Raw genomic sequence first — 15,083 nt, 5'->3', positions numbered from 1 at the left:
TATCGCCATCGGTTTGGTCGACGGCAGCCAAGTCAATAATCCGCCGTCAAACCTCGGTGGGCACGCCGTTTCACTCGGGCGAATGGAAGCTCAGGCTGTAATTCACGGCTTTGTTGCCGGGGTCGAGGATGTCCAGAGAGATGTGGATCGGCGTCTGCGAGGGCATTTCGCTCACACCGGCTAACTCGCCGCTCAGGTATTCGGCGGGCTTGAAGCGACGACTGGCAATCAGGCTGCCGTTCAAATCCGCAAAGCGTAGCTCCAGCAGCGGGAAGGGCTGGGAGAAGGTCGCGCGGTTATAGAGGATGGCATCCACCACCAGCGCCCCGGCGAATTCGGGGTGGCTGCGCACCACCAGATTGCTGCTCTTTATATGGCTAATGTCGACCCGCGATGGCACGGTGCACCCCAGTTTCGGGCATAGCGCCTGGAACCAGGGACGGTAGGCGTCCTGGCGGGCCAGGTCGTCGAATTGGTAGGCGATGTACTGGCCGGCCAGGCCTGCGGCGGCGAGTACTACCAACAGTATCCAGACCAGACGGCGGCCCCAGCCTGACGGACGCTTCTGCGCATACAGGTGCAGGGGGTCGTCTTCCAGGTCCTGGAGCAGTTCGTCGTGTACGCCGGCTTCTGTTCGTGCGCGCTTGCGTCGTGGCTGCGCGCGGTCTTCGGGTTCCGGCTCGTCGAGGGTGGGCGTCAGCGGCGGGTCGAGATCTTCATCCTCGGCGGTGGTGTGCAGAGCCGGTTCGTCATCGAGGTCGTCGGTGTGGGCCGACATGGACGGTTCGGTGCGCTGTTTGGACGCAGGCGCCTTGGCCGGCTCGGGCTCTTGCTCTGGTGCCTGGGCGCGCTCTTCGGGTGGCTCACTGAACAGGCTGGCCGCCCATTTTTCTTCCTCGGCCTTGACCGTATCGCGGCTGGCGCTGAAGGACTCTTCCTTTTGCCGACGGTCGGCACCTGGCTGGCGACGTTCTGCGCCCACGGCCTGGGTGTGCTGGATCTCGCGACGTTCCAGCCTGGCCAGTTCCTTGTCCAGGTTATCCAGGTCCAGCTCTTCAGCCGTCCACTGCTTCTGGCTGATGGCCCTCGGTGGCTCGGGCGGCGTTTCGCCAGTCGGTTCGACGGCCGGCTCGGCGGTGTTCGGCACTTCAGGCTCCGGCGCAGACACCTGGGCCCGTTGCTCCAGCAACTGGCGTGCGGCGTTGAACACTTGCAGGCACGAGCCGCAACGCACCACGCCGCGGGCCACGCTCAATTGAGCGTGGTTGACGCGAAAGCGCGATTGGCAATGTGGGCACTGGGTGACGAAACTGTCGGTCATGCGGCCATCCGATTCAGGCAAGCGCTCATTCTAGCGCCGACGACCGCTGATGCGTACCCAGCCATCACGGTTGGCGATCGGGTCCAGCTCGAAGTCCTTGGCGTAGGCCGCAGCCACGTCTTCACCTTGCTCGGCGAGGATGCCCGACAGCGCCAGGCGCCCGCCCGGCTTGACCAGGCTCGACAGTTGCGGCGCCAGCGACACCAGTGGCCCGGCGAGGATATTGGCCACCAGTACGTCGGCCTGAACCTGGGGCAGGTCTTCAGGCAGGTAGAGTGGGAATTTGCCTTCGGCAATGTTGTTGCGCCCGGCGTTATCGCGGGAGGCTTCCAGGGCCTGCACGTCGATATCGGTGCCCACGGCCTCCTTGGCGCCCAGCAGCAAAGCGGCGATTGCCAAAATCCCCGAGCCGCAGCCGAAGTCCAGGACGTTGCTGTCGGTCAGGTCCTGGCCGTCCAGCCATTCCAGGCACAGCGCGGTGGTGGGGTGGGTGCCGGTGCCGAACGCCAGGCCCGGGTCCAGCAGCAGGTTCACCGCGTCTGGCTCGGGAGCGGCGTGCCAGCTTGGCACGATCCACAGGCGCTGGCCGAAGCGCATGGGCTGGAAGTTGTCCATCCAGCTGCGTTCCCAGTCCTGGTCTTCGATGACTTCGCTGTGATGCTCGGGCAGCGGGCCGCCGGTGAGCAGTTCCATATGGGCCAGCACGGCAGCGGCGTCGGTGCCGTCTTCGAACAGGGCCAGCAAGTGAGTGTGGGACCACAGCGGGGTGGTATTGAGTTCCGGTTCGAAGATCGGCTGGTCTTCGGCGTCCATGAAGGTCACCGACACGGCGCCCACTTCGAGGAACGCGTCTTCGTAGGTTTCGGCTTGTTCTGGGCTGATGGCGAGACGGACTTGCAGCCAAGGCATGGCGGGCACCTTTGAAAAAAATGAATGTGCGGCGGGCAGGCCGCGAAAGCGCGCAAGTTTACGCGAGCAGCGGGCAGAAGACGACACCACTGACTGCACCCGGTCAAAATGTGGTGCTTGTGTGGGAGCCGGGCTTGCCCGCGATGCAGGCACCTCGGTTTTTCTGCCAGACCGAGGCGATGCCATCGCAGGCAAGCCAGCTCCCACACAAGCCAGCTCCCACAGGGTTTCGGTGGCCCAGAAACAACAAAACCGCCCGAAGGCGGTTTTGTTGGGTGGGGCACTTACTGGTTGGCCAGCTTGTGTTCCAGGTAGTGAATGTTCACACCACCTTCGCAGAAGCCTTCATCACGAACCAGGTCCCGATGCAGCGGGATGTTGGTCTTGATGCCGTCGACCACGATTTCGTCCAGGGCATTGCGCATACGGGCCATGGCCTCGTCGCGAGTGGCGCCCCAGGTGATCAGCTTGCCGATCAGCGAGTCGTAGTTGGACGGAACCTTGTAGCCGCTGTACAGGTGCGAATCCACACGTACGCCGTTGCCGCCGGGCGCGTGGAAATGCTTGACTAGGCCAGGGCTTGGGATAAAGGTTTTCGGGTCTTCGGCGTTGATGCGGCACTCCAGGGAGTGGCCGTGCATCTTCACGTCGTCCTGGGTGAACGACAGCACGTTACCGGCGGCGATGCTCAGCATCTCCTTGACGATATCGATACCGGTGACCATCTCCGATACCGGATGTTCTACCTGCACGCGAGTGTTCATCTCGATGAAGTAGAAACGACCGTTCTCGTAGAGGAACTCAAAGGTACCGGCGCCACGGTAGTTGATGTCGATGCACGCCTTGACGCAGCGTGCCAGGACTTCCTGGCGGGCTTTCTCGTCCAGGCCCGGAGCGGGAGCTTCTTCCAAAACCTTCTGGTGACGACGTTGCAGCGAGCAATCGCGGTCGCCCAGGTGGATGGCGTGGCCCTGGCCGTCGGACAGTACCTGGACTTCCACGTGACGTGGGTTGGTCAGGTACTTCTCCAGGTAGACCATCGGGTTGCCGAACCAGGCGCCCGCTTCGGAGCGGGTCTGCTTGGCGGCTTCGATCAGGTCTTCTTCCTTGTGCACCACGCGCATGCCGCGACCACCACCGCCACCGGCGGCCTTGATGATCACCGGGTAGCCGACTTCGCGACCAATGCGCAGAGCGGTTTCTTCGTCTTCAGGCAGCGGGCCGTCGGAGCCTGGAACGGTTGGCACGCCGGCCGCGATCATGGCGTCCTTGGCCGATACCTTGTCGCCCATCAGGCGAATGGTTTCGGCTTTGGGGCCGATGAAGGCAAACCCGGATTTTTCCACCTGTTCGGCAAAATCGGCGTTTTCCGCGAGGAAGCCGTAGCCTGGGTGGATGCCATCAGCGCCGGTCACTTCTGCCGCGGCGATGATGTTCGAGACTTTCAGGTACGAGTTCGTGGCCAGTGGCGGGCCGATGCAGATGCTTTCGTCCGCCAGTTTCACGTGCATCAATTCGGTATCGGCCGTCGAGTAAACAGCGACGGTCTTGATGCCCTCTTCCTTACAGGCGCGCAGGATACGCAGCGCGATCTCGCCGCGGTTGGCGATCAGGACTTTTTGCAGTTTCTTCGCAGGTTTCAACATCGAAGGCGCTCCGCGGTTCAAACGATGGTGAACAGCGGCTGGTCGTACTCAACCGGCTGACCGTTTTCTACCAGGATGGATTCAATGACGCCGGCTTTTTCCGCGGTGATGTGGTTCATCATTTTCATCGCTTCAACGATGCAGATGGTGTCGCCCACTTTCACGGTCTTGCCCACTTCAACGAAGGCTGGCGAGGTCGGTGCCGGGGTGCGGTAGAACGTACCGACCATTGGCGACTTGACCACGAAACCATTCAGCGCAGGCGCGGCTGGGGCGGCAGGTGCAGCGGCGGCGGCAGGTGCGGCAGCCGGTGCAGCAGCGGCTGGAGCCGGCGCTTGCATCTGTGGCGCGTAGAACTGTTGGGCCGGGGTCTTGCTGTGACGGCTGATCCGTACGGACTCTTCGCCTTCCTTGATTTCCAGCTCGTCGATACCGGATTCTTCCAGCAGTTCGATCAGTTTCTTAACTTTACGGATATCCATGAATCATCAACTCCCAAGGGTCGGTCAGGGGCGTTTAGCCTGTTCTTCAATGTGTTCCAGGGCGGCCTCCAGGGCCAGTCGGTAACCGCTGGCGCCAAGGCCGCAGATCACTCCTACCGCTACGTCGGAGAAGTAAGAGTGATGGCGGAAAGCTTCGCGTTTGTGCACGTTCGATAAATGCACTTCGATGAATGGGATGCTCACCGCCAGCAACGCGTCACGTAATGCAACGCTTGTGTGCGTAAAAGCGGCGGGATTGATCAGAATAAAGTCCACACCTTCGCCACGCGCGGCATGGATGCGATCAATCAATTCATACTCGGCATTGCTTTGCAGGTAGAGCAAATGGTGGCCGGCTTCACGTGCCCGTCGTTCCAGGTCGAGGTTGATCTGGTCGAGGGTCACTGCCCCGTAGACGCCCGGTTCACGGGTGCCGAGCAGGTTCAGGTTGGGTCCGTGAAGAACCAGTAAGGTCGCCATTGGCTGTTCCTTGTTATTGGTGTGGGTGCGTCAGAACCCGGCGACTATGCCGCAAAGCCTTTGTGACTGTCCAGTTCTATGCAGTAGCCGGCACGATTAGCGAGGATTGCGCAAAATTTGTGACTGTGGTCTTAGATCCAGTCATCGCTGGTACGGCACTGAGATCGCTGGAGACCTATTGTGGGAGCGGGCTTGCTCGCGAATGCGGTGGATCAGCTAAAGATGCCTTGACTGACACACCGCATTCGCGAGCAAGCCCGCTCCCACATTTGGTCTACACCGGGCGGGATATCGGGTCAGACGCGAAAGGCTTGCACGGCGGTAGTCAGTTGCCCGCCCAGCACCAGTAGGTGCTCGCCTTGGCTGCGGCCCTGGCCAATGCGCAGCAAATTATCCTCACCCAATTGATGAATCCGCTCACTGTTGTCGCGTATCTCGCTCACGGCTCCACTTTGTTGCGCGGTCACATCGGCAATGCGTACGGCGGTATCGGAGATGGTCTGGATCGCGCCGACGATTTCATCCAGTGCACCATCCGCCGCCTGGGCTTGCTGGGCGGTGGCTTCGGCGTGTTCGACCTGGGCGCGCATGCCTTCTACTGACTGGTGCGCGGCGGTTTGCAGGCCGGCGATCAGGCCCTGGATTTCGGCGGTGGCACCGGCAGTACGCTGGGCCAGGGAGCGTACTTCGTCGGCCACTACGGCGAAACCCCGCCCGGCCTCACCGGCGCGGGCGGCTTCGATGGCGGCGTTGAGGGCCAGCAGGTTGGTCTGGTCGGCAATCGAGCGGATCACGGTGAGCACGCCGCCGATGGTGGCGGACTCTTCGGCAAGTTTCTCGATCATCTGCGCGTTTTGCTGCACTTCGCCCACCAGCGCATGCAGCCCAGTGAGGCTCAGGCCGATCACGCGCTGGCCTTGCTCCACGGCCTGGCCCGCACTGCGGCTGGCTGCGGCCGCCTGACTGGCATCCCCGGCAACTTGCTGGATGGTGGCTTCCAGTTCGCCCAGGGAATCACGAATTTGCGCCGTGTCGCCGGCCTGGCGTTCGGCGCCGTCGTGCAGGCCGCTGCTCAGTTCGGCCAGGGCGCGGCTGCTGCCCGCCACTTCTTCGGCATTGCCACGGATGGTGCCGACCAAGTCCACCAGATAGGCGCGCAGGCGGTTGAGGGAGGCCTCGATATCGTGCAGTTCACGGTTGGTCTTGCCCAGGGCGATCGGCTGGCTGAAGTCGCCTTCGGCCCAGGTCGACAAGGCCGGCGCCAGGTTGGTCAACACGCGCGCCAGGCGGCGTTGCAGGGTGTCGATCAGCAATGCGATCAGCAGGATCAGGCCAATCATTACGCCTTGTATCACACGCACTTCGCCCTGAATCTTCGCATGTTGCGCACGCACCACGGGTTCGAGGCCGGCGATGGCTTGTTGCACGTTGTTGATTTTCAGGTGGGTGCTGGCGGCGAGGTCAGTGCGTTGCTGAATCTGTTCACGGGTGCGTTGGAGTTCAGCAGGGTAGCGGGTCAGCAGGCTGTTGAGCTCGCGCTTGAGGTCAACGCCGGTGTCTTGGGCTTCGGTTTTTTCGGTATTTTCCAGGCCCATCAACGCGGAAAAATCGTCGGTGTTGGATTCTGCGCTGGCCTTTATTCCCAATAAGGGCAGTTGCGCGAGCAGGTCGGCCTGGGTTCGCAGGTTAGTCACTTCGCGCTCGACATCCACAGCCAACTCGGCGCGCCCGCTGCTCACCAGCTTGTCGCGGGCCAGGGACAGTTTGCCCAGGTGCTGTGAGGCGGCGAGCAATGGCGGCATATAGCGCGCAGCCTCCGCGGAATTGACGCCGCTGGCGTACTGGCTCAGTTGTTCCAGGTTCGCGCCCAGTTCACGTTCGGCTTGCAGCAACAGGGCTTGCGGGTCGCCAGCCAATTTACCGGCGGCCAACAAGTCAGTCTTGCTGAAGGTTTCCAGCTCCATAAGGCTGGGGCGCAGGTTTTGCGCCAATTCGGGCGGCAGTTCCGCTAGCTGCAGTTGCAGGCTTTCCAGGCTCTGGGTGGCACTGCTCAGGCGCAGGGCATCGCCGCTGGCCAAGTAGTCCTCGATGTTACGGGCAGCCTGGTTTTGAAAGACCTGGGACAACCCCAGGTAGCGCTCCATCAACAAGTACGGGCGCTCCAGCGCCCGTTGCGACCACCACAGCGTCGCCCCGAGCGCCAGGCACACGGCCACCAGCAGAAGGGTATTGAGATTGGTCAGCAGCTTCAGGCGCATGCGGGGTTTCAACCGACGGCAAGAGATAAGCGCCTGAATTTATTGCGTTTGTATTACAGCGTTATGACCGAATCGGTGGATTCTGGTGAAAAGATGGCACTTTGCTTTGATGTGCGAGCGGCTTGCACGCGGTTGCGTCCGGCGTCCTTGGCTCGGTACAGCGCTTCGTCAGCCTGGGCGGCCATCATCAGGCTGTCGGAATCGTCGCACAGCTCCACCAGGCCGGCGCTGAAGGTGCACCACAAATCCTGCGGTTGGGCGGGGTAGTGGATTTCTGCAAAGCGCCGACGAATGTCGTCCAGCACCTTGCAGGCCGACTCCAGGTCGGTGTCGGGCATCACGATGGCGAATTCTTCACCGCCGTAGCGGCCGATGTAATCGGTTTTGCGCAAACGCTGCTTGAGAAACAGTGCCAGGCTCTTGATCACCCGGTCGCCCATGGGGTGGCCGTGGCTGTCATTGACGCGCTTGAAGTGGTCGATATCGAGCATGGCAAAGCTAAGAGGCTTGTTCTCGCGGCGGGCGCGGAAGCTGCAATCTTCGAGCAGTTGCAGGATATGCGTGTGGTTGTACAGCCCGGTGAGGCTGTCGCGCACCATCCGTGCCTTCAAGTTGCGCGCACGTGACGCACGGTTGCGCACGGTAGTGATCAGGTGACGCGGCTTGATCGGTTTGGTGAGGAAGTCGTCACCGCCCTCGCTCATCACATCCAGTTGTTTATCCAGGTCGTCTTCAGCCGACAGGTAGATGATCGGCACGCTGACGTAGCGGTCGTTGTGGCGAATCACCTTGGCCAGTTCGGTGCCCGTACAGGCAGGCATGTACATGTCGAGGATGATCAGGTCGGGCTGGAAATCCGCCAACTCGGCCATGGCCTGGATCGGTTCGATCAAGGTGCGGGTGATAATTCCGGCACTGTTGAGCAGGCGTTCGGTGTGCAGCGCCTGGGCCCGCGAGTCGTCGATGATCAGCACTTTGTACGGTTCGTACTGGGCCGCGCAGGTCAGCACTTCGATCTTTTCCAGCAGGCTTGAGGCTTCCAGGGTGCCGGTCAGGAACTCTTCGCCACCGGCGCGCACGGCGGCCAGGCGCGTCGGGGTGTCGGTTTCGTGCAGGCTGAAAAACAACAGCGGCAGCTTGTGCTCCAGGCCCTCTTGGGCTTCTGCGGCGAGCTTCAGGCCCAGGCCCGTACCGCAGAAGTCCACGTCCATCACAATCGCCGACGGCAAGCGCTCGGCCATGGCCGCGTGAAAGGCAGCGACGCTGTCCAGGGCGTGGGCGCTCATGCCAAAGAATTCGAGCTGCTTGGCCAGGCGCTCGGCGCGGTCATGGTCGGCGAGCATCACGTAGATCGGCTTGCGCATCGGCGGCAGGAAGGTTTGCTCAAGCTGATCGCCCTGGCGCAGGCCGGTGCGCGACAGGCGTTGCATCAAGCGGTTGAGCTCGGTGATCAGTTGGCTGCTCAGGCGGCCACGGTTCTCGTCCACGGCTTGCAGGGATTGACTGATATGCCGTGCCAGTTGCGTGTGTTCGGGCTGTTCGAAGCGTTCGGCGAAGCGCTGCAGGCGCAGGTTGGCTTCGCTGAGTTCGGAAAAGTCGGCGTTCGACCACTCGCTGCGCTGCAGGCGCTGCCAGATCTCAAGAATTTGACGTGCCTGATGAATTACCCGCTGGGCAAAGTGCTGCTTGAGACGCTCGCGGCTGGGGTCTTCTGACTCGGTCATATCCTGACTACTGTGAGGGTGCATGCTGAGGTCGACTGATGGCGCTATGCTAGCACCTCTTTTCTGATAGATGAGTGTCATACGTCAATTAAGTCTGCATGCCTGAGATTCAGTTATTGACCGGCTGGTCGCCCAGCGTAAAAGGTGTGCATCCTTTATAGTCCAAGCGGCCCGGTGCGCCACTTTCGTGTAAAAGCCCCGCACCGATGGGCACGATGGGGTAGGGTTGTGGTCGGAATGTCTGAACGCACCCGGACAATTGACGTGCATGAACTCAAGTGATTGAAAGGATATCGCCATGCTGGACTGGAAAAACCGCGAAGGCAGTGCCAAAGGCTCCGCCCCTGAGCCCAAGTCGGCCAACCGCAGCTATTTTCGCAACCTGCTGATGAGCCGGGCTTTGCTCAGCATCATCGGCCTGTACCTGCTGGTCACCGGTGGCCTGGGTTGGTACTGGAGCCAGGAGCCGGCGCTGTTTCCGGTCCAGCAAACCGCCCAGCTTGCCGCCGAGAAGGAAGGCAAGCAGATAGTGGTGGGCTACACCACCGTCGAAACCCTCAAGACCGTGGTCGGCACCTTGCTGAACAAACCGGGCGGTTATATTTCCAACGACCGTTTCCCGCCGGGCTTGTGGATGGACAACATGCCGAGCTGGGAATATGGCGTGCTGGTGCAGGTGCGTGACCTCACCCGTGCCCTGCGTAAAGACTTTGCCCGCTCCCAATCGCAGTCGGCTGAAGACGCGGACCTGGCCAAGGCCGAGCCGCGCTTCAACTTCGATAACAAGAGCTGGGTGCTGCCGTCCAGTGAGTCGGAATACCAGGAAGGCATCAACTCCCTGAGCCGCTACGAAGCGCGCCTGTCTGACCCGAACCAGCGCGGCGCGCTGTTTTATGCGCGTGCCGACAACCTCAACAACTGGCTGGGCGATGTGGCCACCCGTTTGGGCTCGCTGTCCCAGCGCCTGTCCGCTAGCGTGGGCCGGGTCAAGTTGAACACCGCGCTGAAAACCGAGGCGCTGGCGCCGGGCGAAGTGCCCCAGGTCGATGAAGAAGTGGTGGAAACCCCATGGATGCAGATCGACAACGTGTTCTACGAAGCGCGCGGCCAGGCGTGGGCCCTGTCCCATCTGTTGCGTGCTATCGAAGTCGACTTTGCCGACGTACTGGCCAAGAAAAACGCCACCGTCAGCGTGCGCCAGATCATTCGTGAGCTGGAGGCCTCGCAGGAACCGGTATGGAGTCCTATGATTCTTAACGGCAGTGGCTTCGGTGTACTGGCGAACCATTCGCTGGTGATGGCCAACTACATTTCCCGGGCAAACGCTGCAGTGATCGACTTGCGTCAGCTCCTCAACCAGGGTTGATGATGGACGCTACTCAAAAGGAGGCCGCACACCGAGCGGCTTCCGATGCTGAACTTATCTGCTGGGTCGACGAGCAGGACCACCTGCTCGGCCACCTGGTCAGGTCCGACCTGCGCCAGCGCGGCTTGATTGGCCGTTGCACCTTTATCTTTCTGTTCAATTCCAAAGGCGAGCTGTGTGTGCACCGGCGCACGCTGAGTAAGGCGTTGTATCCAGGATATTGGGATACGGCGGCGGGCGGGATGGTGGCGGCGGGCGAGTCCTATGCGTTATCGGCAGCACGAGAGCTGGAAGAAGAATTGGGGGTTGCGGGCGTGGAATTGGTCGAACATGACCATTTCTACTTTGAGGATGGCGGCAGCCGACTCTGGTGCAAGTCCTACTCGGCGGTCTGGGACGGGCCCCTGCGGTTACAGCCTGAAGAGGTCATGGAAGCACGCTTTTTACCCGTCAAAAACGTACTGCGCGAGGCCCGACGAAAGCCCTACTGCCCGGACGCCCAAGAGGGCTTGCGGCGCTATCTGGCCTCGCGTCGCTAAAGTTGTATAAATTGGCGCCATTTGGCTCTTAGCAACTTTGCTTTTTGCCGTTACACTGCGCGCCTTTTCACCCGAACCGCTATTGTTTCACCCTGTAGGAGCGAGCTTGCTCGCGAAAAACGCCAAGACACTGCGTGCTGCCTGAATGGCCGCGTTATCGTTGACGATTTTCGCGAGCAAGCTCGCTCCTACAGTGGATGTTACCTTGACGGTTCGGTAGCGCTGCCCCTGCCTGAGTGGGGCTTCGCGGTCGGTCACTGCCTTGTGCGGCGCCGATCAGTCTTCATCCTCCCAAGAGGATTGCCGGTGGCCAAAAAAGCCGCATCCTTCGCCGCCCTTGGTGGCCTGGTATTTTCCACCGACGCAGGTCGACACTGCCCGGACTGTCGTCAGCCCGTGGATTCGTGCACCTGCAAACAGACCCTGATCCCCGAAGGCGACGGTATTGCCCGCGTGCGTCGCGAGAGCAAAGGCCGTGGCGGCAAGACGGTGACTACCATCACCGGCGTGCCCCTGGCTGAAGACGCCCTGAAGGAATTGGCCACCTCGCTGAAAAAGCGCTGTGGCACCGGTGGCGCGTTGAAAGACGGTGTCATCGAGATCCAGGGCGATCACGTCGAGTTGCTGTTGGCCGAGCTGATCAAGCTCGGGTACAAGGCCAAGAAGTCCGGCGGCTGAAAGCCTCTTCCAAACCTGTGGCTAAACTCTGTCCTGCCAATGGGGTCTACTTCCCTTGCAGGCAAATCGTCATTTTCATTCTTTAGACTGCGCCAGCCTCGAACGAGAGGTGGCGCCTTCGCCTTCATTTATAGGGGACTTCGATGTCCGTACGACGCACACGCAAAGACGATGGCAGCCAATGGACAGTTGCGGACAGCCGCAGTGTTTACGGGATTCGCCATTGGGGGGCCGGGTATTTCGCGATCAATGAAGCCGGTCGCGTAGAAGTTCGTCCGAACGGCCCGAACAGCACGCCCGTCGACCTGTACGAGCAAGTCGATGAGCTGCGCAAAAGCGGCCTGTCGTTGCCGCTGCTGGTGCGCTTCCCCGATATCCTGCAAGACCGCGTGCGCCAATTGACCGGTGCCTTCGATGCCAACATCGAGCGCCTGGAATACCAGAGCAAGTACACCGCGCTGTACCCGATCAAGGTGAACCAGCAGGAAGCGGTGATCGAGAACATCATTGCTACCCAGAACGTCTCCATCGGCCTGGAAGCCGGCTCCAAGCCTGAGCTGCTGGCCGTGCTGGCCCTGGCGCCGAAGGGCGGCACCATCGTCTGCAACGGTTACAAAGACCGTGAGTTCATCCGCCTGGCGCTGATGGGCCAGAAGCTCGGCCACAACGTGTTCATCGTGATCGAGAAAGAGTCCGAGGTAGGGCTGGTGATCGAAGAGGCGGCGAGCCTCAAGGTCAAGCCACAGGTGGGCCTGCGTGTGCGCCTGTCGTCCCTGGCATCGAGCAAGTGGGCCGACACCGGTGGCGAGAAATCCAAATTCGGTCTGTCGGCGGCGCAGCTGCTGTCGGTGGTCGAGCGCTTCCGCGCGGCCGGCCTGGACCAGGGCATTCGCCTGCTGCACTTTCACATGGGCTCGCAGATCGCCAACCTGGCCGACTACCAGCACGGGTTCAAGGAAGCCATTCGTTACTACGGCGAACTGCGCAACCTCGGCCTGCCGGTGGACCACATCGACGTCGGCGGTGGCCTGGGCGTGGACTACGACGGTACCCACTCGCGCAACGCCAGTTCGATCAACTACGACATGGACGACTATGCCGGCGTGGTGGTGGGTATGCTCAAGGAATTCTGCGACGCGCAGAGCCTGCCGCACCCGAACATCTTCTCCGAAAGCGGCCGTTCCCTGACCGCTCACCACGCCATGCTGGTGGTGCAGGTGACGGACGTCGAGAAGCACAACGACGAAATCCCGACCATCGAAAACAAGGAAAGCCTGCCCGAAACCGTGCAATGGCTGGTGGACCTGCTGGGCCCGACCGACATCGAGATGGTCACCGAAACCTACTGGCGCGCCACCCACTACATGAGCGACGTAGCGGCCCAGTACGCCGATGGCAAGCTGACCCTGGCGGAAAAAGCCCTGGCCGAACAGTGCTACTTCGCGGTGTGCCGTCGCCTGCACAACTCGTTGAAAGCCCGCCAGCGCTCGCACCGCCAGGTGCTGGACGAACTCAACGACAAGCTGGCCGACAAGTACATCTGCAACTTCTCGGTATTCCAGAGCTTGCCGGACACCTGGGCCATCGGCCAGGTCCTGCCTATTCTGCCGCTGCACCGCCTCGACGAAGAGCCGCTGCGCCGCGCCGTGCTGCAAGACCTGACCTGCGACTCCGACGGCAAGATCAAGCAGTACGTCGACGAGCAGAGCATCGAGACCAGCCTCCCGGTTCACGGCTTGAACGAAGGCGAGGACTACCTGCTGGGGATCTTCCTGGTCGGCGCGTACCAGGAAATCCTGGGCGACATGCACAACCTGTTCGGCGACACCGACTCGGTGAACATCTACCAGCGTGAAGACGGCTCGGTGTACAGCGCCGGGATCGAGACCCACGACACCATCGAAGACATGCTGCGCTACGTGCACTTGTCGCCGGAGGAGTTGATGACGCATTACCGTGACAAGTGTGCCAGTGCGAAGATCTCGGCCTCGGAGCGCACCCAGTTCCTGGATGCGTTGCGCCTGGGCCTGACCCGTTCTTCGTACCTGTCCTCGTAATAAAAATGTGGGAGCGGGCTTGCCCGCGATGGCGGAGTGTCAGGCAACAGTTAAGGGGCTGACACACCGCCATCGCAGGCAAGCCAGCTCCCACATTGGGTTTGTATTCCTTCAGGCTGTTCCCAGCCACAGTCCTTGCCGATTCAGGCGCCAGGCTATCGCCCACAGCGTCAGGCTGCGCACCGCCATGAACAGCAGGAAGGTGATCCACAACCCGTGGTTGCCCAGCCCCTGCAAGGCCCAGGCAACCGGCAGTACCAGCAGCACCGTCAGCAACATCCCATTGCGCATCTCCCGCGCGCGCGTTGCGCCGATAAACAAGCCATCAAGTAGATAACTCCACACTGCAATCAACGGCAATACCGCGAGGTAAGGCAGGTAGATGTCGGCGGTTTCGCGCACGCTGGGAATATCGGTTTGCATGGCGATAAACAGATGGCCGCCGAAGGTGAACAGCAGGGCGAAGCCGACGCTGGCGATCAGTGACCAACCGCAGGCCACCACCAATGACCGCCGTAACGCTTGCCGGTCACGGGCGCCGATGGCGTGGCCGCAGAGGGCTTCGACCGCGTGGGCCAAGCCATCCAATGCGTGAGCCGTCAGTAACAGGCCGTTAAGCAGCAGCGCATTGGCTGCCACGGTGGCATCGCCCAACCGTGCGCCTTGCACCGTGATCATGAAGAACACCGACTGCAGTGCCAGGCTGCGGATGAAGATGTCGCGGTTGACCGCCAGCAATGGGCGCCAGCTTTGCCACAGTTTCAAGGCGGCCCAAGCGATATGCCCGGGGTAGGCACGCAGGGCTTTTTGCGTGAGCGCCAGGCCGAGCAGGGCGCCGGTCCACTCGGCGATTACCGAGGCGCGGGCGGAGCCGACCACGCCCCAGTCCAGGCCGAGGACGAACCATAGGTTGAGCGCGATGTTGACCAGGTTGGTGGTCAGCAAAATCGCCAATGGCGCTCGGGCGTTCTGGGTGCCGAGGAACCAGCCGACCAGTGCATAGCTGGCGAGGGCGGCGGGCAGGCCGAACAGGCGGGTGTGGAAAAACTCGCGGGTCAGTTGGTTCAGTTCGGGCGAGGGCTGCATCCATTCCAAGGCCAGGTGGCTCAGGGGAATACCCACGGTACCCAGTAACATCGACAGGCCCAGCGCGAGCAACAAGCCTTGCAACAGGATCTGCCGCAACGCCGCCCCATCGTTGCGCCCGGCGGCTTGGGCGGCGAACCCGGTGGAGCCCATGCGCAGGAAGCCCATGGCCCAGGCGAGGAAGGTATACAGGCTGGCGCCGACAGCCACGGCGCCCAGTTGGTGGGCGTGGGGCAGGTGGCCGATGACCATGCTGTCCACCAGGGCCACCAACGGCACCGAGATATTCGACAGGATCATCGGCGCGGCCAGGGCCCAGACGCGGCGGTGGGTAGGGCGGTGGCGCCAGTCGGTCAATAAGGTGGGCATGCAGTCTCCTTCGGGGGAGCGGCATTGTAACCGGCCAATGTGGGAGCTGGCTTGCCTGCGATGGCGGCCTCTCAGCCGGCGCCTATCTACCTGACGCGCCGCGATCCAAATGTGGGAGCGGGCTTGCTCGCGAAGGCGGCCTGGCAGGCGACACAGTTGGATTGGGTA

Annotated in this window: 12 protein-coding genes; 4 read left to right on the top strand and 8 right to left on the bottom strand. The window is 61.7% G+C overall.

What is annotated here, in order from left to right:
- Positions 1–70 precede the first annotated feature (70 nt).
- The 7 genes from CRN80_RS05305 to CRN80_RS05275 all read right to left on the bottom strand — a co-directional run bounded on the left by CRN80_RS05305 (position 71) and on the right by CRN80_RS05275 (position 8,820).
- The gene (locus CRN80_RS05305) at positions 71–1,321 is read right to left on the bottom strand and encodes a DUF3426 domain-containing protein (protein ID WP_098949691.1); all 1,251 of its coding nucleotides are present in this window, start codon (positions 1,319–1,321) and stop codon (positions 71–73) included.
- Positions 1,322–1,351: 30 nt separating this feature from the next.
- Positions 1,352–2,230: a 50S ribosomal protein L11 methyltransferase gene (prmA, locus tag CRN80_RS05300; RefSeq protein WP_034134793.1), complete on the bottom strand. Its 879-nt coding sequence runs from the start codon at positions 2,228–2,230 to the stop codon at positions 1,352–1,354.
- A gap of 284 nt (positions 2,231–2,514) precedes the next feature.
- Entirely contained in the window at positions 2,515–3,876 is a 1,362-nt protein-coding gene (gene accC, locus CRN80_RS05295; RefSeq protein ID WP_003188188.1) for an acetyl-CoA carboxylase biotin carboxylase subunit, read from the bottom strand.
- A 17-nt stretch (positions 3,877–3,893) separates the two neighbouring features.
- The gene (accB, locus tag CRN80_RS05290) at positions 3,894–4,358 is read right to left on the bottom strand and encodes an acetyl-CoA carboxylase biotin carboxyl carrier protein (RefSeq protein ID WP_003188191.1); all 465 of its coding nucleotides are present in this window, start codon (positions 4,356–4,358) and stop codon (positions 3,894–3,896) included.
- Between the two features lie 24 nt (positions 4,359–4,382).
- Positions 4,383–4,838 (bottom strand): type II 3-dehydroquinate dehydratase, encoded by a 456-nt coding sequence (gene aroQ / locus CRN80_RS05285; RefSeq protein WP_014716732.1) that lies wholly within the window; start codon positions 4,836–4,838, stop codon positions 4,383–4,385.
- 296 nt (positions 4,839–5,134) lie between these two features.
- Entirely contained in the window at positions 5,135–7,096 is a 1,962-nt protein-coding gene (locus tag CRN80_RS05280; RefSeq protein ID WP_098949690.1) for a methyl-accepting chemotaxis protein, read from the bottom strand.
- Positions 7,097–7,149: 53 nt separating this feature from the next.
- Complete coding sequence (locus CRN80_RS05275) at positions 7,150–8,820, bottom strand: PleD family two-component system response regulator (protein ID WP_098949689.1); 1,671 nt, start codon at positions 8,818–8,820, stop codon at positions 7,150–7,152.
- 298 nt (positions 8,821–9,118) lie between these two features.
- On the opposite strand from CRN80_RS05275, the gene CRN80_RS05270 reads away from it, so the two are divergent.
- From CRN80_RS05270 to speA, 4 genes are all read left to right on the top strand, one after another.
- Complete coding sequence (locus tag CRN80_RS05270; protein WP_098949688.1) at positions 9,119–10,186, top strand: DUF2333 family protein; 1,068 nt, start codon at positions 9,119–9,121, stop codon at positions 10,184–10,186.
- 2 nt (positions 10,187–10,188) lie between these two features.
- Entirely contained in the window at positions 10,189–10,725 is a 537-nt protein-coding gene (locus tag CRN80_RS05265) for an NUDIX hydrolase (protein ID WP_098949687.1), read from the top strand.
- 306 nt (positions 10,726–11,031) lie between these two features.
- Positions 11,032–11,403 (top strand): translation initiation factor Sui1, encoded by a 372-nt coding sequence (locus CRN80_RS05260; protein WP_032893757.1) that lies wholly within the window; start codon positions 11,032–11,034, stop codon positions 11,401–11,403.
- 143 nt (positions 11,404–11,546) lie between these two features.
- Positions 11,547–13,460: an arginine decarboxylase gene (gene speA / locus CRN80_RS05255; RefSeq protein WP_003188203.1), complete on the top strand. Its 1,914-nt coding sequence runs from the start codon at positions 11,547–11,549 to the stop codon at positions 13,458–13,460.
- A gap of 111 nt (positions 13,461–13,571) precedes the next feature.
- Here the strand turns inward: speA and CRN80_RS05250 are convergent, their stop codons facing one another.
- Positions 13,572–14,915, bottom strand: coding sequence for an MATE family efflux transporter (locus tag CRN80_RS05250; protein WP_098949686.1), 1,344 nt, complete (start codon positions 14,913–14,915; stop codon positions 13,572–13,574).
- Positions 14,916–15,083 lie beyond the last annotated feature (168 nt).

The sequence above is a fragment of the Pseudomonas sp. FDAARGOS_380 genome (genome assembly GCF_002591235.1).
Lineage (GTDB): Bacteria > Pseudomonadota > Gammaproteobacteria > Pseudomonadales > Pseudomonadaceae > Aquipseudomonas > Aquipseudomonas salmasensis.
Note: the sequence above shows the minus strand (reverse complement) of the source record. Positions and strands in the feature narration are given on the sequence as shown.

Excerpts from the sequence above, each read along its gene's own strand:
- CRN80_RS05305 (WP_098949691.1), bottom strand. The coding sequence starts at position 1,321 with ATGACCGACAGTTTCGTCACCCAGTGCCCACATTGCCAATCGCGCTTT.
- prmA (WP_034134793.1), bottom strand. The coding sequence starts at position 2,230 with ATGCCTTGGCTGCAAGTCCGTCTCGCCATCAGCCCAGAACAAGCCGAA.
- accC (WP_003188188.1), bottom strand. The coding sequence starts at position 3,876 with ATGTTGAAACCTGCGAAGAAACTGCAAAAAGTCCTGATCGCCAACCGC.
- accB (WP_003188191.1), bottom strand. The coding sequence starts at position 4,358 with ATGGATATCCGTAAAGTTAAGAAACTGATCGAACTGCTGGAAGAATCC.
- aroQ (WP_014716732.1), bottom strand. The coding sequence starts at position 4,838 with ATGGCGACCTTACTGGTTCTTCACGGACCCAACCTGAACCTGCTCGGC.
- CRN80_RS05280 (WP_098949690.1), bottom strand. The coding sequence starts at position 7,096 with ATGCGCCTGAAGCTGCTGACCAATCTCAATACCCTTCTGCTGGTGGCC.
- CRN80_RS05275 (WP_098949689.1), bottom strand. The coding sequence starts at position 8,820 with ATGACCGAGTCAGAAGACCCCAGCCGCGAGCGTCTCAAGCAGCACTTT.
- CRN80_RS05270 (WP_098949688.1), top strand. The coding sequence starts at position 9,119 with ATGCTGGACTGGAAAAACCGCGAAGGCAGTGCCAAAGGCTCCGCCCCT.
- CRN80_RS05265 (WP_098949687.1), top strand. The coding sequence starts at position 10,189 with ATGGACGCTACTCAAAAGGAGGCCGCACACCGAGCGGCTTCCGATGCT.
- speA (WP_003188203.1), top strand. The coding sequence starts at position 11,547 with ATGTCCGTACGACGCACACGCAAAGACGATGGCAGCCAATGGACAGTT.
- CRN80_RS05250 (WP_098949686.1), bottom strand. The coding sequence starts at position 14,915 with ATGCCCACCTTATTGACCGACTGGCGCCACCGCCCTACCCACCGCCGC.